At 44.8% G+C, this 23067-nt stretch carries 18 protein-coding genes; 12 read left to right on the top strand and 6 right to left on the bottom strand.

Translation table 11 applies throughout. The features are described 5' to 3' along the window. The first annotated feature begins 60 nt into the window (after positions 1-60). Positions 61-543: an outer membrane beta-barrel protein gene (locus OCU60_RS09145; protein WP_074372583.1), complete on the top strand. Its 483-nt coding sequence runs from the start codon at positions 61-63 to the stop codon at positions 541-543. Between the two features lie 89 nt (positions 544-632). Beyond that, positions 633-1289, top strand: a complete 657-nt coding sequence (gene hxpB, locus OCU60_RS09140) for a hexitol phosphatase HxpB (RefSeq protein WP_074372582.1) — start codon at positions 633-635, stop codon at positions 1287-1289. A gap of 86 nt (positions 1290-1375) precedes the next feature. On the opposite strand, the gene OCU60_RS09135 is transcribed toward hxpB, so the two are convergent. The 3 genes from OCU60_RS09135 to OCU60_RS09125 form a co-directional block, all read right to left on the bottom strand. Next, entirely contained in the window at positions 1376-2365 is a 990-nt protein-coding gene (locus tag OCU60_RS09135; protein WP_074372581.1) for a carbohydrate porin, read from the bottom strand. 424 nt (positions 2366-2789) lie between these two features. Next, positions 2790-5210 carry a flavocytochrome c gene (locus OCU60_RS09130; protein ID WP_074372580.1) on the bottom strand — a complete coding sequence of 807 codons (2421 nt, stop codon included), beginning with the start codon at positions 5208-5210 and terminating at the stop codon, positions 2790-2792. Positions 5211-5215: 5 nt separating this feature from the next. After that, on the bottom strand, positions 5216-5824 hold the full coding sequence (locus tag OCU60_RS09125) for an NADPH-dependent FMN reductase (RefSeq protein WP_074372579.1): 609 nt from the start codon (positions 5822-5824) through the stop codon (positions 5216-5218). A gap of 149 nt (positions 5825-5973) precedes the next feature. On the opposite strand from OCU60_RS09125, the gene OCU60_RS09120 reads away from it, so the two are divergent. Both OCU60_RS09120 and OCU60_RS09115 read left to right on the top strand, forming a co-directional pair. Continuing rightward, positions 5974-6909 carry a LysR family transcriptional regulator gene (locus OCU60_RS09120; protein WP_074372578.1) on the top strand — a complete coding sequence of 312 codons (936 nt, stop codon included), beginning with the start codon at positions 5974-5976 and terminating at the stop codon, positions 6907-6909. 47 nt (positions 6910-6956) lie between these two features. Further along, complete coding sequence (locus OCU60_RS09115) at positions 6957-7889, top strand: FAD:protein FMN transferase (RefSeq protein ID WP_074372577.1); 933 nt, start codon at positions 6957-6959, stop codon at positions 7887-7889. A gap of 52 nt (positions 7890-7941) precedes the next feature. Here OCU60_RS09115 and OCU60_RS09110 read toward each other — a convergent pair whose 3' ends face one another. The 3 genes from OCU60_RS09110 to OCU60_RS09100 form a co-directional block, all read right to left on the bottom strand. Continuing rightward, the gene (locus OCU60_RS09110; RefSeq protein WP_074372576.1) at positions 7942-8940 is read right to left on the bottom strand and encodes a glycoside hydrolase family 53 protein; all 999 of its coding nucleotides are present in this window, start codon (positions 8938-8940) and stop codon (positions 7942-7944) included. Positions 8941-9332: 392 nt separating this feature from the next. Beyond that, positions 9333-10337 (bottom strand): LacI family DNA-binding transcriptional regulator, encoded by a 1005-nt coding sequence (locus OCU60_RS09105; RefSeq protein WP_074372575.1) that lies wholly within the window; start codon positions 10335-10337, stop codon positions 9333-9335. Between the two features lie 77 nt (positions 10338-10414). After that, positions 10415-11518, bottom strand: coding sequence for an ABC transporter ATP-binding protein (locus OCU60_RS09100; RefSeq protein ID WP_074372574.1), 1104 nt, complete (start codon positions 11516-11518; stop codon positions 10415-10417). Between the two features lie 216 nt (positions 11519-11734). Here OCU60_RS09100 and OCU60_RS09095 point away from each other — a divergent pair, with 216 nt between their 5' ends. The 8 genes from OCU60_RS09095 to galE all read left to right on the top strand — a co-directional run bounded on the left by OCU60_RS09095 (position 11735) and on the right by galE (position 23022). Further along, positions 11735-12970 (top strand): extracellular solute-binding protein, encoded by a 1236-nt coding sequence (locus OCU60_RS09095; protein WP_074372573.1) that lies wholly within the window; start codon positions 11735-11737, stop codon positions 12968-12970. 228 nt (positions 12971-13198) lie between these two features. Next, positions 13199-14494, top strand: a complete 1296-nt coding sequence (locus tag OCU60_RS09090; RefSeq protein WP_074372572.1) for a carbohydrate ABC transporter permease — start codon at positions 13199-13201, stop codon at positions 14492-14494. A gap of 4 nt (positions 14495-14498) precedes the next feature. Continuing rightward, the gene (locus OCU60_RS09085; RefSeq protein WP_074372571.1) at positions 14499-15362 is read left to right on the top strand and encodes a sugar ABC transporter permease; all 864 of its coding nucleotides are present in this window, start codon (positions 14499-14501) and stop codon (positions 15360-15362) included. A 16-nt stretch (positions 15363-15378) separates the two neighbouring features. Further along, positions 15379-16611 (top strand): glycoside hydrolase family 53 protein, encoded by a 1233-nt coding sequence (locus OCU60_RS09080; RefSeq protein ID WP_074372570.1) that lies wholly within the window; start codon positions 15379-15381, stop codon positions 16609-16611. Further along, complete coding sequence (locus tag OCU60_RS09075; protein ID WP_074372569.1) at positions 16611-18677, top strand: beta-galactosidase; 2067 nt, start codon at positions 16611-16613, stop codon at positions 18675-18677. The genes OCU60_RS09080 and OCU60_RS09075 overlap by 1 nt, the downstream gene beginning before the upstream one ends. Before the next feature lie 147 nt (positions 18678-18824). After that, positions 18825-20084, top strand: a complete 1260-nt coding sequence (locus OCU60_RS09070; protein ID WP_074372568.1) for a maltoporin — start codon at positions 18825-18827, stop codon at positions 20082-20084. Positions 20085-20225: 141 nt separating this feature from the next. Beyond that, positions 20226-21959 carry a methyl-accepting chemotaxis protein gene (locus tag OCU60_RS09065; protein WP_074372567.1) on the top strand — a complete coding sequence of 578 codons (1734 nt, stop codon included), beginning with the start codon at positions 20226-20228 and terminating at the stop codon, positions 21957-21959. A 43-nt stretch (positions 21960-22002) separates the two neighbouring features. Next, positions 22003-23022, top strand: a complete 1020-nt coding sequence (gene galE, locus OCU60_RS09060) for a UDP-glucose 4-epimerase GalE (protein WP_074372566.1) — start codon at positions 22003-22005, stop codon at positions 23020-23022. The last annotated feature ends 45 nt before the right edge of the window (positions 23023-23067 follow it).

The raw sequence follows: 23067 nt of genomic DNA, 5'->3' as shown, positions 1-23067 counted from the left end.
ACACCAGTAGTACGATCACCAATCGTATGATCACCGATGAAAAAGTAGAGAAGGTTCATCATGAAAAAAACATTAATTGGATTGGCACTTTTGGGTGCATCAACATCTGCCTTTGCAGATTCATGGATTTATGGCGGCGCTTCCGTTGGACAATCTGACTTTAAAGGTGAACATGGTACAGCCTACAATATTCATGTCGGCACAGGTATTCTGCCATTGATTGGTTTAGAAGCCGGTTTTACAAAGTTTGAAGAGATTGATGTCTCGCCAACCAATAAAACAGAAGCGACGACTGGTTATTTTGCGATTAAGCCAAGCATCGATTTTGGCCCGCTCCATGTCTATGCCAAAGGTGGCCTGCATGCCTGGGATGAAAAGGTGAATGGTGCCAAAGTGGATGATGGTGTTGACCTGATGTACGGTGTCGGTGTGGAATACTTCATGATGGGGCCGATTTCTGTCGGTGCCAGCTACCAAACCTATGTCATGGGTGACAATGACATGAAAACTTTCAATCTGAATGCTACATTCCATTTTCTTTAAGTTTTCCCCATCGTCGAACAATCAATTTAAGCCAGCATTTTGCTGGCTTTTTACATTTCAAATCCCGGTAAACAGAGGAGAGACAGCAGATGGCATTGCCATATAAAGCAGTTATTTTTGATATGGATGGCGTATTAATTGATTCAGAACCGTTCTGGCGGCAGGCACAGATTGAAACGCTGGCTACTTATGGTGCTGAAATCACGGTTGAAGCATGTATTCAGTACACCATGGGAAAACGGTTAGACGCGATTGCTTCGACTTGGTGTCAACGTTGTCAGCTTCAGATTGATCCGGTGATTCTGGCGCAGCAAATCCTAGAAAAACTGATTGTTCAGGTGAGGGCGCATGGTCATGCACTGCCGGGTGTTCATCAACTGTTGAATGCGCTGAAACAGGCGGGCTATCGCATTGGTTTAGCGACCTCATCCGGGCCGGAAATTATTCAAGCCGTGCTTCAGCGTCTTGAGATAGAAACGTACTTTAGCCAAATTTGTAGTGCCGAAGATGAAGATTACGGTAAGCCGCATCCTGCCGTTTATTTAAGTGCTGCGCAAAAACTCGATGTTTCGCCCGATCAATGTCTTGTGATTGAAGATAGTGTCACCGGCATGATTGCAGCCAAAGCCGCATCAATGACGACATTTGTTGTGAACGCGCACCAGCAGGATCCTCGGTTTGCGCTGGCCGATCAATACTTGACGTCACTGGAAGCGATCGTCTCGCTAATTCATGTCAATAACTAATCAGCCGAGACGATAAAGAGTCAGCCCCGTATCTAAACCGTATCGGTTACAACAGATATAGGGCTGACAGGCAGTGTGGTTGGAATTTAGAACAGATATTTAACCCGCAGACGTAGACCGCTGTCGGTATTGTCAGAATCTTTTACGTCGGAGTAATAGCCACCGGCGTACAGCGCCAAGTCTTCTACATCCATAATGTTGGCGAATTTATACGAGGAATAGACGGTGGTGCTTTTCGCTGTTGTGCCTGTATCTGTTTCGGCATAGACATAGGCAATAAAGAAGTTTTGGTACTGCGCGTTGACACCGTAGGTAGTATCTTCTTGGTTGGTGGTATCATCAAAGTCACGGGCGGCATAACTCACATTCATATTGAGGTCACCCATGGTATAGTTCAGCGTTGCACCATAACCGGAAAAATCATTAGCCGCATCTTCTTCATCAGCAGTTGCGTTAATTTCTGCGCCGACGGCTAATTTCAATGAGTCAGTCAGCGTGGCGGCGACGACCGGACGAAGAAACACCGCATTATTTCTTGCGTTGATATTATCGTCATCGTTGGCCATAAAGTTGGTGCTGAGCTCGAAATAGACGCGTTCAGTCGTTTTGGACAAATTGATCTGACCATTGTCACTACGTCCACGGGCATACTTGGTCATATAAACGTCTTGGGCGTAATTGACAATTGTATCCTGACCTGCAGGGAAGAGGTCATATGCTTCAAAGCGTCCCATTTTAATTTCCCAGTCCGCTTTTTCACCGATTGCAATCCACGCATCATCGGCAGTGATGTCACCATCGAGATGCAGCAATGTTTCAGCATTTGCATTGATATAGCCATTACTCCCCACATCCCGAGAACCGGCAACACCAATCAAAAGACGGCCATTTTGATCATAAGTCGTGGTGTCGGGACCGGCCGTTTCTTGGTTACGGTAGTCATTATTAAACTCCACATCACCATGAATCGCGAATGTTCCCATTTCATTGGTCACGCTGGTTCCCGCATGAACATTGAGTGCAGCAGAAGTCAGTAGGGCGACAGCTGATAATTTCAAAATACCACTTGTTTTCATCGTTATACTCCGTAAAAGTTACTTATGCTTGAGCCCCATGAGTGGTTTCATCCACCATTCTTATTTTCTGGGGATCCAATCGTTGATTGAATTTCATTGATTTCATCTTGGTGATGAATTTAGAGATTACATTTGCTATTTGAATGAAACTTTCGGTTTGATCACTTTTTGGGATCGTTCCCTATTTTTGGCGTGGTAAATTTGATTTTCTTCATACTATTGATTTTATGATTAGTAATTGGTGGGAATTATCTATACAGTTGATCGGTTTTGCTTGAGGGTTATTGATGATTTATTGGCTTTTTAGCTATGAAATTGAGTGTATTGGCTTGTTTTATCGTGATCACACTTTTGGGAACGTTGTCTTTTTTGGACTTATAAGAGGGCAAGTGTTGCTTGCCCTCTGTGACTCAAATGAGTGTGTTTAGTTCATTTCTGCAATTGCGGTTTGTCCTGCAATGCGACCAAACGTAAAGATATCAGCCAGGGCGTTACCACCAAGACGGTTACCCGCGTGGATACCACCTGCGACTTCTCCAACCGCATAGAGATTCTTGATCGGCTGGTTGGTTTCATCAAGAACATGTGTTGCCGTATCAATCTTCAGGCCGCCCATGGTATGGTGCACTGCTGGTTGTCGTGGCGTTGCATAGAAAGGCGCTTTTTCCACTTTCAAGCTAAACGTATCTTTATGGAATTCAGGATCGTGTTCAGCTTCAACATAGCTGTTGTACTTGTTTACGGTATCCACCAGCACGGCCGGATCCATACCCACTTTGATGGCTAAATCTTCAAGTGTATCGGCTCTAAACAGGGTACCCGCTTCAACTTGACGGTCAATTTTCTCCTGACTGGTATTGGCTGCCGTCTTCTTGATTTCATCATCCGCAATCAGATAGAACAGTCCTCCCTCAGCCAATGCCGCTTTGGTCAATACATCACGTCCTGCGAATTCATTGATAAAACGTTTCCCTTGTTTGTTGACAATGACGAAGTTCTCTGGTGGAACTTGCAGGCCGCTGAACAGCTCGCCGGTGTTCGGGTCTGCGACAGGCATCATCTGAGTAAAGCCCATCCCCGTTAACCCAGCCCCCACGGATTGACCAAGCAGGATGCCGTCACCGGTCATTGCGTAGGAGTTGGTTGTTTTGATATCGTCAGCAATGTGGCTCCAGTATGTGTTGTACTGTTTGAGCATCTTGGTATTGGCACCAAATCCGCCAGTCGCCAGAACAACCGCTTTCGCCCGAACCGTGATCTTCTGCCCGTTGACACCCGTTGCGATGACTCCTTTAATTTCACCATCTTCGATGATGAATTCTTTCGCCGGGCTATCGGTAATAATGGTTCCTGACATGTCTTCTATATATTTGCTTAACGCAAGAATGAAGGCCGTTCCGTATTTTTTCACTGGCTTATGGCCACGGCGCCATAGCGCACCAACCGGGGCAAAGACGATATCTTTGTCATACACCACACCGATATCTTCAAGCCATTGAACACTCTCTAAAGCGCGATCGGTTAAGATTTTAACCAGATCATACTGGCCATAGATATTGTTGCCCTGAAGGTCAGTCCGTTTACCACCGAAATAAGTCTGCATTCTGTGGAGCAGCGGTGAATCAAACAAGTAGCCTTTCGCTTGGCCAAATTGTTCTTGGTAAACCGCAAATTCTTGCTTTAAAGCGCGGAAGTCATCCAGATATTCTTCGTGAATATCACTTTCATCGGTGTTTAGAAGCGATTCAATGGTGTGTCTTTCACCCGGGTTTTCTTCAAAAGTACGCTGCCATTCAGGATCTGCCGCGTTAATTGGACCTCCGGTACGGATCGTATTTCCCCCTACGGCTGGGTATTTTTCCAGTACAATGGCACGTTTCCCTTGTTGTAAAACGGTTGCCGCAGCACTTAGACCTGCGCCGCCACCACCAATAACGACCACATCACAGGTGTATTCTTCGTCACCCTTGTTTAAGCTACTGGCTGGTTTCGGACGACGTCTTAAGATGTCAGGGTTAACTCCTGCCAGTTTCACTGCTTTCGCTACACCATCAAGAACCGCATGACTGGTTTCAGAAGCACCAGACAGAGCATCTACATTCAACGTTTGACCTTCGATGATTTTGTCTGGGATACGCACGAATACCACATCTGCCAGACCTTCGGTCTCATTACCGGTGTCAATTTCAATACTTTCAATTTTATTCTCGCTGAACGCCACTTTCATGGGGAGCGCGCCCCCGTGACCCAGCGCGTGAACGTCATAAGTGCCCGGCGTGAATGAGAATGCCTCTTCTTCATTCAATTGATTTGAAATCTTGGCAAAACGCATGAATCGTAAGAAACAAATGTCTAAAAAGTCGATTGTGCCATCACTGTTCAACTGACCATTTTCATCAAAAGCTGTGTGGGCATTGCCCAGTAGGAATTCGTATCCAGGCATCACGTTCGCATTGACCCCAGGCGCATCCAGTATTTGACGCAGGTGCAACTGAGCACGTGAAGACCCTTGAGAATCAATAGATGCACCGATGATCATGACGGGCTTGCCATCAAGCGGATGAAGCTCGTAGCTTAACCATTCAAGTACACTTTTCAGGCTAGACGGAATCGAGTGATTGTACTCGGGAGTTGCAATAATAACGCCGTCACTCGCGATAATTTTCTCATTGATCTCTAGCAGTTGTGGATTGTTGGACGGGTTGTCCTGATTAAACATAGGAACGTCGTTGATTTCCAACAGCTCGATATCTGCTTTGTCCTTAAAATGCGCTTGCATGAACTGAAGCAGTGTCCGGTTGTGGGACTTTGGAGAAGTGGTTCCGACGATTGCTGTAAATTTCATTTCTCTTATGCCTCTTGAGTTTGCCAAACGTATTTTTTGTCTTTTTTGATGGTGACTTTTTCTGATAAGAGTTTTGTTATGAGTTGGGTAAACAGCATAAATTCTCTAAAAATCTCATCAAGCTCAGCTCGCTTATCTTCATCGATTAAAGTGCCGCCAGCATTAAAGGCCGCTTGCGATTTTCCTAACAGGAATTCGCTGCTTGGCATAAGGCGTGCGGCTAATTCTGGTGAGTCAAGGATCTGGCGAAGATGGGCTTGAGCACGTGAAGATCCTAGTGAACCATGGGATGCACCCACAATCAGCACAGGCTTGTCGGTCAGCGCCTGACTGGTATAACTGATCCATTCTAATGCGCTTTTCAGTACCGCAGGGATCGCGTGGTCGTATTCAGGCGTAGCAATGATGACCCCATCAGCCTGAAGGATTTTAGCGGATAGTGCTGCAACTGCCTCAGGGACTTGATCGTCTTTCACTTCGTAAAAAGCTGGCAAGTCTCTGACTTCATAGAGCTCAAGTTGCGCGTCTTCTTTGAAGTGCTCTTTCATAAATTGCAGCAGCATACGGTTTGTTGACACATGAGAATTGGTGCCAACAATTGCTAAATAGTTCATATGAGAAGTTTCCTATATTTACAATAACCATAATTAGATTCTGGTTACTGTTGTAACACAGTCTTAAACGGCTATCTAATAGCAATATATTAACTATTAATAAGTAATTTGTTATTATGGAAAAGTGAATCACAGGCAGGGAGCCAGAGATGTCGAAGTACCACAACCAAAACACCTTACATCATATTGATGCTTTGTTGCGGTTTAGCAATTACAGTAAGGCTGCTGATTCCCTCTACATTTCCCAACCGTATTTAACACAGGTCATCAAACGGATTGAAAATGAGCTGAACTGTCAGATCATCAACCGCAGTGAACTGCCTTACCGTTTAACCGAACAAGGCAAAATTTATTACGATTACCTGAGCGCTCTCGAAACAGTTTACGCCAATATGCGCAGGCAGATCACAGCCTTAAATGACGTGAATAAGACGACGATTAAAATCGGCATCTTAGGCAGTATTGGCAGCTACCTCATGCCATTGTTTTTGCCAAAATTTTTATCGCGATACCCCAATAGCCAAGTCGAGTTGGTGGAAGATATACCGGAAAACAATGAAAAACGGCTATTAAAGGGAGAGGTGGACTTTTTTATCGGGCAGAACTCAAACAATATTGCCCCGAATTTACTTGCTGTGACATGGGGAAAACATGGCTATTTTGCGATTATTCCTCAGTCTTGTGAGCTTTATCAAGCGGATATCGGCACGATTGTACCTGGCAGTATTGCCATAGAAGACTTATTGCGACAGAAGCTGGTATTAACTTCCAGAGGGTCTGCTATCAGAGCGCAAATAGACTATTTATTAAGTATTTATAAAGTGAAGCCCGACATCATTATGGAAAGCCGTGAAATCACCACTGTGAAACACCTTGCGATGGCAGATCTCGGGGTTACTTTTGTTCCTGAAAGTCTGGCAATTGCGCCCAGTCCTTCAAAGTACAATGTTTATGAACTGCCTATGGACCAATTAAATCTGGATTACTTTATCGCCCATCATTGCGACAGAGAGCTATCCGCGTTAGATCAAGGTTTGCTGGATTCATTTCTGCACAATAAAGATATACAGCCACGCATGGATTAAAAGAAACGGACGGATTAAATGAAACCGAATGCGGAGGAGGATAACTCATGACTGACGCCAATCAATTGATAGATCTGATGGGGACGAAAATCCGCCTTTATTTTAAGGGGGAACAGGCCGAGAAATGGATAGCAGAAGCGTGTGCGCTATTAAGACATTATGAGCAGGTTTTTAGTGCCAACAACAAGGAATCGCAACTATATGCATTGAAAACGACAGCGGTGAAAGAGCCGGTCGTCGTTGATCGAGACTTGTATGAACTCATCAAGATCGGCAGGGCACATAGCCTTGACCCCAATAGCTTTTTGAACATTGCTATTGGTCCATTGATTAAACTTTGGCGGGTCGGTTTTAAAGAAGCGAGAGTCCCTGACCAACAAGAAATCAACAACGTCTTGGGCTGTTTAGACCCGACCAATATCATTCTGGACGATGCGCGTTGTTCGGTATTCTTTGCCCAAGAGGGGATTGAAATCGACTTAGGGGCGATTGCGAAAGGCTATTTCAGCGACAAGATTATGAATTTTTTCAAAGAAAAACAGCCGGTATCAGCCATGATTGATATTGGTGGTAATCTGCTGGTTTACGGAGAGTCACCGAAAAATAATCTTGACTGGGATGTCGGGATCCAAAATCCCTTTCAACCGAGAGGCCATTGTGTTGCCAAGGTAAAGATAAGAAATCAGTCGGTAGTCACCTCTGGCATTTATGAAAGAACCTTTAAACACAATGGCAATCAGTACCACCACATTTTTGATAGTCACAGCGGTTATCCTGTCGATAACAATGTGGCCTCGTTAAGCATTATTGCCGATCAATCATTAAATTGTGACATTTACACCACCAAGCTGTTTGGATTAGCCCCGCAAAGTATTATAGAGACGGTGAATCAAATTGATGGTATGGAAGCCATCGTGATTACGGTTGACGGGCAGTTTGCCGTGACGGCCAATCTCAGGAATCGGATAACGATGGCTTAGGCCGTCATGATGCCCCTCTGATGATCGAGGGGCCGGGAATCTCCGTTATGCATTATTCAAGGAAAGCATCCAGCGCCTCTGTCGGGCGGCGGGTATTTGGATTCCATGCGCCTAGGGTATAGCCTTGCCAGTTATATGCCTGTGGCTCCCAATAGAAAATTCCGATCCCTTTGCCCTGATTGACATGACGTACTTTTTGGATCATATCTGCAACGATACGTTTAGATTCAGGGTCATCCCAGGGGACACCGATTTCGGTAATCATCACTTCAGTCCCATAGCGATTGACCAGATCATTGAGATTATTCAGGCATCGCTTGTTTGCTTCTTGCCAAGACAGGCCGGTCGCATTCTTGGGATAAGAAGAGGCTCCTATCACATCCCACCAGGCACTATTGGCCTGTAATCCATCCAGTATCCAGCGGAAATTGGCGCTGTCATGGCAATTGGCTAAATGGACAATGACTTTGGCATTGGGGAAGACTTCTTTAGCGGCGTTGCGTCCGCTATTAAATAACCATGCATAGTTACGCATGTGGCTTGAAGCCATACCATCATTCCACAGCATGCCGTTATTGGTTTCATTACCGACCTGAATCCATTTTGGGGTAATCCCCGCAGCTTTTAAGGTCGTGAGTGAGTCACGAGTGTAAGACCAGACGCGTGCCATTAAATCGTCAAAGCTGAGTTGCGCCCATGCCGCAGGTTTCCACTGATTGCCTGGATCTGCCCACGTATCGCTATAGTGGAAATCGATCATCACATCCATATTGGCGGCTTTGGCCCATTTTGCTTTGACGATCACATCTTCAAGTGAATTGTAATAACCATCACGCGGGTTGACCCACACACGTAAACGCACGGCGTTCATGCCATGGTCTCGTAAGATTGACAGGACATCTTGTCGATAGCCCCAATCGTTGTAGAACTCGTAGCCACTGTCTTCCATCTGAGTTATCCAACTAATATCCGCGCCTTTAATCAACGCGTGAGAATAGCCTGATGTCACTAATGAGCTGCAGATTGCTAGTGTTTTTAGGGTATTGTTCATTGTTCCACCGTTTATTATCGATTCACGTTATCGTCACTTGAATGACGTCAGGAATAGAATAGCAATGGATTTTAATATTGATGTGATTAATCAAAGTGTTGTGGGGATTTGAATTGATTATTTTGTGTGGTTGTGATGATGGGGGAATTATCTAAGTAAATTTACTTAGATAATTGTGAAGATGGTCTTTGTGAAAAATAATTAAGTCTACTCGTTTGTCATGACATTTTTTGCACAATATGACGTATTTTGCACAATATGACGGCCTTGAATAACAGACTCATTCGAATAACCAATTATTATTGAATAATAAGCCCTTTTGAATAACCAATCCTTTTGAATAATCAATCCTTTTGAATAACCAATCCTTTTGAATAAAAAGTGCAGCAAAGTTATGCCATTTTAAAACTGTCCCGCCATATAAATTCATGACCAAATAAAACCGTTTTTTTATACGGCCTGCCAGCCATTTTCTCAATAAACATATCGATTGCTATTTCTCCCATTTCAAACGGAAATAGTCTCATTGTTGTCAGGCTTGGACTCATGTGCCGGGCTGACGAGATATCATTGGTTCCGATGACTTGTATGTCTCCCGGAATGGTTAGCCCACACTCATAAATGGCGCGATAAACACCGACAGCAACCATATCTGTCGCAGCGTAAACCACATCAGGCAGTTCATCGAGGCGTAACATTTCTTTCATCGCTTGATATCCGGATTCGATGCAATATTCTTTACTGACTTTACATAACGTCTCGTGATACAAGCCGTTTTCTTTGGTCACTTTCCGAAAAACATGCAAGCGTTCTTCATTATTGCCGATAAAAGCAGGACGTTTGCAGCGGTTTTTTAATATATTCTGCATCACTTCTTCGGATAAGGCGAACCGGTCAATTAGAACGGCATCTGTTTTGCTGCCCAAGGGATTCGAATCAACAAAAATAATATTGCGGTTCGCTTTATATAATGTATCGACAACATGGTCGGCGAAATGTCCGACCGCGATCAGGGCAGGGGAGTTTTCTATAAGTTTGAGATTAGTATCGACTTGATCTAAATGGAGTGTTCTTAAATCAATGCCTTTTTCTAAGCAGCGATTTTGAATACCAGCACGAATCGAAGTGAAATACGGGTCGTCAATTTCTTGTGTGGGGGTTAAAAAGTTCAACATCACCACATGTGCGCCAACCGGCTCATTTGTTTTGGGGGCTTCATGATGAATAAACTGTTTTTTACTCCGTTTGGGGGATTGATAACCCAGTGACTCGACGGCTTCCAAAATCGCCCGCTTTTTATCTTCACTGACGGATAAAGTCGGGTCTTCGTTCAGAAAGCGCGAAATCGTAGAAGTAGAAATGTTAGCTCTTTGTGCAATGTCTTTAAGTGTAGCCAAAAGATTACCCTATATTATTTTTATCGGACGGTCCTACATGCCAAAGCGCATTTAAAATGCACTTTGGTGCCAGAGCGTTAATGCATTGATTGTACAGAATCAAATTTTATGACGCTTCCATCAGGTTCAAAAATGTGTAAATGGGAAGGTGATGTAAATAACGAAATTGACTCACCCGGCTGTACCTCTGTATCCCCATGATGGAGGTACTTAAAGTCATCCACACCGCCACATTGGCCAAAGATGTACGTCATGCCTCCCAGTCTCTCAACTACTTCACACTGGAATGCGAGCGTGATCATATCCGAACTTGTTGTGAGGTGTTCAGGCCGAATCCCTAATGTGAGTGTTTTGCCGATTTCAATTTGCGCGGTTTTGATCGGTAAGGTGATTGAACGACCGACATCCAGCGTCACCGTTAAGCTGGTTTCATCCCAGCCTTCAACAGTACAAGGCAGAAAATTCATTTTAGGCGAGCCGATAAATCCGGCAACAAATCGGTTTACTGGGTGATGGTACAGCGCCATCGGTGACCCTACTTGCTCAACTTTTCCATCACGCAGTACCACGATTTTATCTGCTAGTGTCATGGCTTCGACTTGATCGTGCGTGACGTAGACCATGGTTGACTTCAGTTCTTGGTGTAATTTTGCAATGTGCAGGCGCATGTCTACACGTAATTCAGCATCAAGGTTTGAGAGCGGCTCATCAAATAAAAAGACTTTGGGATCTCTGACAATTGCCCGGCCGATGGCAACGCGCTGGCGCTGCCCGCCTGACAGTTGGGCCGGTTTACGATCAAGCAGATGTTCCAACTGGAGTGCTTTACCGACCAGTTGCACTTTTTTCTCACGCTCTTCTTTTGGCACTTTGTTCACCTTTAACGAGTACCCCATATTTTCTGCAACAGTCATATGCGGGTAGAGCGCATAAGATTGAAATACCATGGCGACGCCTCGCTCTGACGGGGGCGTGTCGTTCACAATATTTCCTGAAATAGAGATAGCGCCATCACTGATATCTTCCAGACCGGCGATCATCCGCAACAGCGTCGATTTCCCGCAACCAGATGGACCGACAAATACCACAAATTCACCTTCTTCTATCGACAAGTTTACGTTGTGAATGGTTTGGGTATCGTCAAAACGTTTTACGACATTGGATAATTGAATCGAAGACATTTTCAGTTCCTCATAAATGATAATGAATAAAGTGTGTGATCTAATTCGTCTTTTATTTAGTAAATTTTATTTTTAATTGCTTGTTTTATCACAATAGCTGTCAGTTATGGTGATTTATATCACGTCAATGAATTGCATCTATGGAAAAAATAACACAAAAGAGCATATTTGCACCATAAATTTTATTTTTTACCAAAAACGAAGGCGTGAAATTTTATGAATAATAATAAATTTAGTAAAAAAATATCTGCTCTCGCAGTGACGGCTCTATTCTGTTCGCCAATGGTGTTGGCGCAGCAATCCTTATTAGTCTGGGAAGACATTCAAAAGTCTTTTGGTAATGAAGAAGCAGTTGCAGCATTTGAGAAACAACACGATGTGAACGTGAAAGTGCTTGAAATGCCATACGGTGGTCAGGTTGAATCTCTGCGTATGGACGGCCCGGCGGGTACCGGTCCTGACGTTGTTTTGATTCCCCATGATCAGATTGGCGGGGCCGTTATTCAGGGGCTGCTTGCTCCGGTTCAGGTCGATAAAGCGGTTACCGATACCTTTACGCAATCTTCGATTGATGCATTGACATATAATGGTGTGCTCTACGGCTTGCCAAAGTCGGTTGAAACATTATTTATGGTGTACAACAAAGACCTTATTGCGAAGCTCCCGGATACGATGGACGAGATATTTGAGCTGTCGAAGACGTTTCGCAAGGAAAATAAATACGGTTTGTTAGCTAAATGGGATGAGCTTTATTACACCTATGGCATTTTAAACGGGATGGGGGGCGATATTTTCGGTAAAAAAGCCGACGGTTCTTACGACCCCGATAAAATATTACTGAACACTCCCGGGGCGATAGAAGGCGCAAAATTCATTCAGAAGTTCTACCAGTCGAAAGTCTTTCCGACGGGCATTATTGGCAATAACGGACTGAATGCTATTGATTCATTATTCACTTCGGGCAAAGCCGCGATTGTTGAAACGGGCCCTTGGTCGCTCCAGCCGTATAAAGAAGCGGGCATCAACTACGGTGTCGCACCACTTCCGAAATTGCCATCTGGTCAGCCAATGGGATCATTTATGGGGGTGAAGAGTTACAGCATTTCCACCTTCTCGAAAAACAAACCACTCGCGCAAGCATTTATTACGTTCATCAATAATTATGAGAATGCCAAGCACCGCTTTGAGCTGACCGGTGAGGTTCCGGCCGTGAAAAAATTGGTGAACGATCCAGTCATCAAAAATGACCCGGGTGCAAGTGCGGTCGCGATTCAGTCCATCCACGCGACTTCAATGCCTTCCATTCCAGAAATGAATGAAGTCTGGGGACCAGCCAACAGCGCCTTGCAGTTGATTGCGACCAATAAACAAGATCCGAAAAGTGCACTCGACTCTGCGGTAGAAAGCATCCAAATGCAAATTGAAGCGAACCACGCAATGATGGGTCAATAATTTAAACATATTTCTCTAATCAATATGTTCTAGTAAATATTGTTCTAGTAAATATTGCTCTAGAAAGTGTTTGTCTGGTGAATATTTTTCTAGTGAATATTGATCTGGTAAATATCGTTCTGGCGAAAGCAGTTGTTAGCCCTATGTACCCGTTTTGGCTTGGGCTGACAGACGCCAGAAGTTTTCCTCAGATGTTTTCTGAAATGGAGTTTGTAAGTGATACCTGACATGAGTGAACATTTTAAGCATGACTCGGGACTATATCGATCCCACCGATTGACGGCCTCCATACTTGCGTTAATCCCCGGTTTTGGCCAGTTCTATAACCGCCAGTTTGTCAAAGGCATGATGTTTTTCATCTTGCTCACGAGTTTTTATGCCGTCACGCGTGACTTTATTTCCCACGGTATGTGGGGGCTGGTCACACTGGGTGAAAACCTCCCTGAAGACAACTCAGTTTTCCTGCTCGCACATGGGATTATCGCTGCGCTTGTGGTGGTATTTGGTTTAGTCGTGTATGTCCTGAGTATCAATGATGCCTATAAAAACGGCCAGTTGTTTGATCAAGGCCGCCCGCTGAACTCATTGCGCGTTCAGTACCGCAATATCATCAATGCCGGTTTTCCTTATCTGATGATCAGCCCCGGTTTTATCCTCTTAGTCTTTGTGGTTGTGTTTCCGATTATCTTCGGTTTTGCCATTGGTTTTACCAACTACAACCTGTACAACTCACCACCTGCGAAACTGGTTGACTGGATTGGGTTAAAGAACTTCTTCAACATTTTCCATATTAATTTATGGCGCAATACTTTTATTGATGTCTTGCAGTGGACGGTCGTCTGGACGCTAGTTGCATCAACGCTGCAATGTACCGTCGGGGTTCTGTTGGCGATTCTGGTGAATCAGAAAGACCTTAAATTTAAGCCATTGATCCGGACTATCTTTATTCTGCCTTGGGCGGTACCGGGCTTTGTGACCATTCTTATTTTTACCGGGATGTTTAACGACAGCTTTGGCGTGATCAACAATGTGATTCTCGACTTCTTCGGTATTGAACCGAGAGCTTGGCTGACCGACCCATTCTGGACCAAAATTGCGCTGATCATGATTCAGACCTGGCTCGGTTTCCCGTTTGTCTTTGCCATGACAACCGGGGTGTTACAGGCGATCCCCGGTGATCTGTATGAAGCGGCCACGATGGACGGTGCGAGTAAATTTCAACAGTTAAGAACTATCACATTACCGCTGGTACTGTATTCCATTGCACCGATTCTGATCACGCAATACACGTTTAACTTCAATAACTTCAATATTATTTATCTGTTTAACAATGGTGGTCCTGCGGTTATTGGGAGTAATGCGGGCGGCACCGATATCTTAGTGTCATGGATTTATAAATTGACGATGTCTTCATCGCAATACGGGGTGGCATCTGCAATTACCTTGCTACTGTCAATTTTCGTAGTCGGTATTGCGCTGTGGCAATTCCGGATGACCAAGTCATTCAAAGAAGAGGCGAGATAACAATATGAGTATTAAACGCAATAATATGAGTATTAAACGTAGTAATCGCATTCGACTGACTTTGAGCTACGGCCTGATCCTGTTGGTATCGGTGATCATTATTTACCCATTAGTGTGGACGGTTGGCGCGTCATTCTATCCGGGCAACAGCATCATGGGAGAATCCATTTTTCCGGATAACCCAACGCTGAGCCACTATGCCACGCTGTTTGCCAATGACAAAGTCGCCTATCTGACTTGGTTTTGGAATAGTTTGAAAATCAGCTTTTTGACCATGGTTCTCACGCTGATCTGTGTGTCCTGTACATCCTATGCTTTCTCACGATTTCGCTTTAAGGGCAGAAAAAATGGTCTGATGTTGTTTCTTCTGTTGCAGATGATCCCTCAATTCTCGGCCTTGATTGCGATATTTGTTCTGGCACAGATGTTGGGTTTGATTAATAGCCATCTTGCATTAGTGCTGGTTTATGTCGGCGGGATGATCCCGATGAATACATATTTAATGAAAGGGTACTTAGACGCTATACCAAAGGATCTGGATGAATCGGCCAAAATGGATGGTGCCAGTCATATTCGTATTTTTCTGGAAATTATATTACCTATTTCCAAACCGATTATTGCGGTGGTCGCATTATTCTCTTTCACGGGGCCATTAGGCGACTTTATTCTCGCAACCACGATTTTAAGAACACCGGAAAATTATACCTTGCCGATCGGTTTATATAATTTGGTCGTGGAAAAAATGGGCGCAAGTTATACCACATATGCCGCAGGTGCCGTCCTGATTTCAATCCCTGTCGCGCTGCTCTATCTATCACTACAAAAATACTTTGTATCTGGCTTAACAGCAGGTAGTACGAAAGGCTAATACGAGAGAGAAAGATATGAATAGAAAATTAAAGGTTGCACTCATTAGTGCGGCAGTGGCTCTGGCTGGCTGTCAATCCGCGAATTCATCGGCTAATCATCGTGCTGATATGAATGCCGACTCAGGGGATGTGGTGATCACTGCGCCACACCTGAGCGCTGATTTTATCCGGGGTATGGATATTTCTATGTTGCCTGAAATAGAAAAGTTAGGCGGGAAATATTACCAAAATGGTCATCAGGAAGATCTGGTCAACATATTAAAAGAAAATGGGGTGAATTCGATCCGCGCACGTTTATGGGTTGACCCGATGTCTGCCAGTGGTGAAGTGTTCGGTGGCGGGAATAATACGTTAGAACGAGCCATCGAGCTTGGTCAACGCGCACAGGAAAACGGCATGTCATTCCTGCTTGATATTCATTACAGCGATTTCTGGGCGGATCCGAAGCAGCAACAAAAACCCAAAGCGTGGCAGCAACTGACATTTGAGCATCTGACTGAGAAAGTCTACGACTACACCGCATATGTGATGAAAGCACTCCACGCCAAAGGTGTTGTGCCAGACATGGTTCAGGTCGGTAACGAGTTAAATAGCGGGATGCTATGGCCTGACGGCAAGAGTTGGGGGCAAGATGGCAAAGAGTTCGACCGCCTGTCACGTCTTTTGAAATCCGGCATTCAAGCCGTGCATGATAACGACAGTGGTAAAGACATCAAAATCATGTTGCATCTCGCGGAAGCGGGGGACAACGGCCTGTTCCACTGGTGGTTTGATGAAATCACCAAACGCAGCGTCGATTTTGATGTGATTGGTATGTCTTACTACCCGTGGTGGCATGGACCCATCGATAAAGTCAAAGCCAATATGAATGATGTGATCCGTCGCTATCACAAGCCGATCGTATTGGTGGAAACGGCTTTTCCTTTTACCGCTGAAAATGGGGACTCACTCAGTAACAGCTACGCCGGATCAGGCCCGATTGAAGGGTACAGCGTCTCAATCAAGGGTCAGGCACAATACTTGGCTGACATCATGACGCTGTTGAATGAACTGCCTGATGGACAAGGTTTGGGTCTCTATTACTGGGAGCCGGCATGGTTACCGATTGATGGTGCAACTTGGTCCACGAAAGCCGGCATGAAATATAGTGGCAACAAAGGGGACATGGGGAACTCATGGGAAAACCAAGCGCTGTTTGATTTTGAAGGTAATGCTTTACCGTCATTGAAAGTATTTAAAGGTCAATAATGAATTATAAAAAACATATTATTCCCAAGATAAAAGGTTTGCTCCATGGGGCTGATTACAACCCTGAGCAGTGGCTAGACAGGCCGGATATTTTAGCCAAAGACATTGAACTGATGAAGCAGACACAATGTAACGTGATGTCGGTCGGTATATTTAGTTGGTCCGCGCTTGAACCGGTTGAAGGGGCGTTTCAGTTTGAATGGCTGGATAACGTCCTTGATACCTTGGCAGACAATGGCATTTCTGTGTTTCTGGCAACACCAAGTGGCGCTCGTCCTGCTTGGTTGTCGGCGCGATACCCTGACGTGCTTCGGGTCAACAGTGCACGGGTGAAACAGTTGCATGGCGAACGACATAACCATTGTTACAGCTCGCCAAACTATCGCGAGAAAGTGGCAATCATCAATACGCAATTGGCAGAACGTTACAGCCACCATCCTGCGGTGATCGGCTGGCACGTCTCCAATGAATATGGTGGCGATTGTCACTGTCATTACTGCCAGGCTGAGTTTCGGGGGTGGCTGCAAAACAAGTACGGCTCGCTCCACAATCTGAATCAGCTGTGGTGGAGTGCTTTCTGGAGCCATACGTATACCAGTTGGGAACAAATTGAGTCACCATCTCCGATTGGAGAGAACTCCGTGCACGCACTGAAACTGGATTGGAAACGGTTCTGTACGGACCGGGTCGCCAACTTCTGCGAGCATGAAATTGCACCGCTGAAGTCGATCAATCCGGATCTACCGACCACGGCAAACTTTATGGAGTATTTTTACGATTACAACTATTGGGCGCTGGCGAAGTCAATTGATGTCGTTTCTTGGGACAGTTATCCGCTATGGCACCGTGACCGCGATGAGGTTGCACTCGCTTGCTATATCGGGATGTACCATGATTTGATGCGTACCCTGAAAAACCAGCCGTTTTTACTGATGGAATCAACCCCAAGTCAAACTAACTGGCAGCCGATTACGAAACTCAAAAAAGACGGTGTTCATTTACTGTCTTCATTACAAGCTGTGGCGCATGGTTCTGATTCTGTTCAGTATTTTCAGTGGCGAAAAAGCCGTGGTTCTGTTGAGAAGTTTCATGGAGCCGTGATTGATCATGTGGGGCATGCTAATACGCGTACCGGCCGGGAAGTGACCGCTGTCGGTGAGTATCTGCAACAGATCAATGCTGTCGCGGGAACCGGCACGCAGGCGGAAGTTGCGATTGTTTTTGATTGGGAAAACCGTTGGGCAATGGATGATGCTTCAGGCCCTCGCAATGAAGGGCTGAACTATGAACAAACCGTGTGTGATCATTACCGGGGTTTTTGGCAGCAAGGAATCAGTTGCGACATCATTGAACAGCTCTGTGACTTTACGCCTTACAAAGTCATTGTTGCACCGATGCTGTACCTCATCAAACCGGGTGTTGCTGAACGTCTGGCAGCGTTTGTTGAGCAGGGCGGCATATTAGTCGCAACGTATTGGAGTGGCATTGTTGATCACAATGATCTGTGCTTTTTGGGTGGCTTCCCCGGCGGAGAAGGGAGTTCACTGCGGCGCACATTCGGCATTTGGGCTGAAGAGATTGATTCACTCTATGACCATGAGCGCGTTGCATTTGCCATGGAAGTGCATTCCGGTCTTGGTTTTAGCGGTGAATTTCAGGCCAAGCACTTAATGGAACATATTCATTTAGAGACGGCAGAAGCACTGGCTTATTACCGCGAGGATCTATTTGAGGGTTGCCCGGCCATCACGAAAAATCAAGTCGGTAAAGGTTGCGCTTATTATATTGCCGCCCGCACTGGAACAGAATTCAACCAGTTATTCTATACCGCACTTACGCATTTACATGGGATTCGCAAGCCCATTGACAATATTCCTTACGGTGTGTCAGTGACAACGCGTGAAGATGAACAGTCGCGCTATTTATTTATGATGAACTTTATGGATGAACAGCAAACTGTGAATATTCCACACGGGCAATGGATTAATGTCAATACAGGTGATGCAGTTCAGGAGAATATAATGATTCAACCTTATCAAGTCATCGTTATCAAAAATAATAAATAACGATTCCGCCTAATAAGTTAGGCGGATATCAATCACCCTATTTAAAAATGAGATGATATTCATCTCACGGGTAAGTATTGCCTGAATTAATGGCATGGCAATATTTACCCATCCAATAACTCAAAAATAAAACAAAAGGAAATTAAGATGAAAAAAGCAATATTGACAGTCGCTATTTTAAGCGCTTTATCTGCCACTCAAGCTTTCGCAGTCGATTTTAGTGGTTATGTCCGGGCTGGTATCGGTGCGAATTCTGATGGGGGGGGGACGAAAGGTGGCGATGAGTTTAACAAAACGAAATTAGGCCGCTTGGGGAATGAATTTGATACCTATTCTGAAATTGGTTTAGGGCAAGAGTTATTCAATGAAGACGGCCGGTCAATGTATTTTCAAAGTATGATTGAAATGTCGTCAGACGGAAACCTTGAATCTGAAAACAGCAAAGATGACAGTGCCAATTTTGGCATTAAACAGTTAAATATTCAGGCAAAGGGCTATATTCCGGCGTTACCTGATGCTGTTATCTGGGCGGGGAAACGTTTTTATCAGCGTCATGATATCCACATTATTGATACTAAATACTGGAATGTTTCCGGTTATGGTGCCGGTATTGAAAATATGAAGCTAGATACCGGTGCGGTGTCAGCCGCAGTCATCCGCGCCGATAATGAGTTGGCCACATGGAATGGTGGTAAGAAAACCAGTCACGGTGATCTGAATACCTATTACTTAGATTTACGCTACGCAGGATTTAGCCCATGGGAAGGTTCGTGGACTGAGTTCGGTGTTGACTATGCGATTGTGAATCCAACCGATAAACAAAAAGAGTTGACGGAAAATTTCGACAACGGTTTGATGTTAACCGCTGAACTGAGTCAGAACTTTTCATTGGGTTATAACAAGTTTGTCTTGCAATACATGGACAAAGGGCTGGCACAAAATGCTATCTCGCAAGGCGGTGGATGGTATGACATCTGGAGTGGTGATGTGAGTCATGCAAAAGGCTTTCGTTTCATCAGTACCGGTGATGTGAACTTAAGCAAGAATGTCGTGATCGATCATGTCCTTACTTACGGTAACGTGAAAGATCATGGTGACGGGCTCGATAAGGAAACATTGTTCTCATTTGTCGCGCGTCCGACCTATATCTGGTCGCCATACAACAAAACCATGTTAGAAGTCGGTTACTTTGACCAAGATAAAACGAAGGACTCAGGTTCTGAAGAGAAGTTTAGCGGTACAAAATTCACGCTTGCCCATGCCATCTCTGCCGGTGAATCTTTCTTCGCTCGTCCCGAAATTCGCTTCTTCGTGACTTATTTGAAAGATGATGAAGGAAAATCTTTTGACAACAACAAGCGTAACAACACGTTCAACTACGGTGTGCAAGTCGAAGCTTGGTGGTAATTGATTAACATTGTGAATTAATCCTATCGCGAGGCCAGCGGTAAGTATGCTGGCCTATCTTGGGAGCCTCTGCCATTTGCTCTTGAGGTGAGTGATATTTAGCCGCACAAAGTTCAAGAGCCTTTTTATCTGGACCGATATATGAAACCGCTGTCGTTAAAAAATAAGATTATTACCTTGTTTGGGATGTCATTAATTATCACCATTATGAGTGCGTATTTTAGCGTTAAATATGTGATTGGTGATTATATTAATAAAACTTACGACAGTCGTATGGCGAGTAATGTAAATTTAATCAGTAGTGAAATCAGCAAGTCGATTGAACGCGATATATCGGTGATAGAGAGCCTTGATTTTGGCATCATTGGTATTCGCGATACCAAGCAAAAGCTCGGTTATGAACAAGTTGTCAAGTTGATTAACAAAACGGCGTTAAGCGATACAGGCAGCTTAGATAAAGCGCAATCCCAATATTATATCAACTTAGCTCATGACCACCCTGACGGAATTAAAATCACGCAAATTTTTGCAAAAAATGGTCAGGCAAAGATCATGATTTCAAAAAAGAAAAATGGGGTTGTGGACTTCTTTACTATCAATTTGGGCTTAATTGGTGAGTTAATTGAACGGTACAGTGTGCCGGGCGTTTATTTTGAATTACTGGATGAGCAGGATAATGTTATTTATTCAACCAGTAAATCCAATTTAACGTTAAAGCAAACGGATACGATCACGGTTGCCGGTTCAAACTGGTATTTACGTTCATATATTGATTATGGCTATATCAATACAATCATCGATAAAATCAATCAGGATATTACCAAGTATATGGCACTTTGTGCATTGATTATGCTGGTGATGAGTTTAATGATCCTGAATACCCAACTCAATCCGTTATCAAAATTAAAGCAGCTCATGGAAAGTCTATCGGGTCGTGATGCTGACTTAACCCAAAGAATTAATCTGAATCGCCAAGATGAAATCGGTGATATCTCTCAGTCAGTCAATGGCTTTATCGACAATTTACAGGCTTTATTTAAAAACATCTCTGGCTCGAACCAAGCGTTGAATGAAGCCAGAGAAGCGCTTGATGTGCAAATTGGGCGCAATGTTTCGACGGTCGCCAGTTATAACCAGCAAAGTGACAGTTTGTCGGATGCTATCAATGATATTCAACAGTCATCACTGGACATCCAACAACAAACACATCAGGCAATGCAGTTAGCCGGGCAAGTCAGTCATCAGGTCGGTGAAGCGGTCGAAAAAGGTATGATTGCTGAAAACACGGTGATCACTTTAGGCGAGAATACCACGCAAATCTCATCATCAATCGGTGTGATGGAAACGGTCTCGCAGGGGATCAGTCACATTTTGAGTTCCATTCAGAAAATTGCCGATCAAACGGATTTGTTAGCGTTAAATGCATCGATTGAGGCGGCGCGCGCCGGTGAATCAGGCAAGGGGTTTGCGGTGGTTGCTGAAGAAGTACGGGCACTCGCCTCGAAAACACGAAGCAGCACCATCGAAATTGATCAGTTTCTGATGCAGTTTTCCAATTCATCGGATCAAATTGTCGGACAAATGTCTCAGGTTCTCAAAAGTAGCGAGTTAAGCCGCAACAGCACCTTAGCCGTGATTGAACAAATTCAACTGGCTGAGCAGGCCGTCGGTGAGATCAATACCATTAACTCAGGTATTTCTCAGGCGTCAGATACCCAGTGCGCGATGATGCAGAAACTGAACGCAGAGATTGAACTGTCCAACGCGTTGAGCGATGAAATCACGCGGAGTGCCAATGCTATCGCGAGTGTGCATGGTGATATTAGCCGGGTTTCCTCTGCATTAACGAAAGACGTCGCAATTTTCAAAGTGTAACGACCCAACGGAATCATCCGAAATGAGGAAAGGAGAATCAACAATGAAAGTTCTGGTGACAGGCGGAATGGGATATATCGGTAGTCACACGTGTGTCCGGCTCATTGAATCGGGTATCGAGCCAATCATTATCGATAATTTGTCTAACGCCAAAGTAGAAGTATTAAGCAGAATTGAAGCACTCACGGGCCAACAACCTTTGTTTTATCAAGGCGACGTCCGGGATGAAGTCTTCTTGGATTCAGTATTTGCAAACCACAATATTCAAGCGGTCATTCACTTTGCCGGTCTCAAGGCGGTGGGCGAGTCCGTTGCAAAACCGTTGGAATATTATGACAACAACGTCAACGGCTCATTCGTACTGGCGCGGTGTATGCGTAAAGCCGGTGTAAAAAGTCTGGTCTTTAGTTCTTCTGCCACTGTATACGGCGATCCTGACACGGTGCCGATTACCGAAGCATCACCGACCGGTGCAACCACTAATCCTTACGGGCGCAGTAAATACATGGTGGAACAGGGATTGAGTGACTTATTTTTTGCCGAAGGGGACTGGAGTATTACGTTGCTCCGTTACTTTAATCCGGTCGGTGCGCACCCCTCTGGCACGATGGGCGAAGATCCACAAGGCATCCCCAATAACTTGATGCCATTTATTGCTCAAGTCGCGATAGGGCGTCGAGAGTATCTGTCGGTATTCGGTCACGATTATCCGACACCCGACGGCACGGGCGTGCGCGACTACATTCACGTCATGGATTTAGCCGAAGGCCATATCGCCGCGCTCAAAACAGTTGGTGAACAGTCAGGATTACACATTTATAACCTCGGCACAGGTAAAGGATCGAGCGTGCTTGACATGGTGGAAGCCTTTAGTGCGGCGTGCGGTCAGCCGGTGCGTTATGAGTTGTGTCCCCGTCGTCCGGGGGATATTGCTGAATGTTGGGCAAGTACAGCAAAAGCAGAACGTGAACTGGGTTGGCAAGCAACCCGCAGCGTGGCAGAGATGACGGCCGATACTTGGCATTGGCAATCTAAGAACCCACAAGGTTATTCCCCAGCATGAATAAAGTTGCAGTGTTGTGACCTGTGCTTTCTATGTGGTCTGGCT

This window comes from Vibrio spartinae (genome assembly GCF_024347135.1).
Taxonomy (GTDB): Bacteria; Pseudomonadota; Gammaproteobacteria; order Enterobacterales; family Vibrionaceae; genus Vibrio; species Vibrio spartinae.
This window is presented reverse-complemented; position numbering and strand designations above follow the sequence as displayed.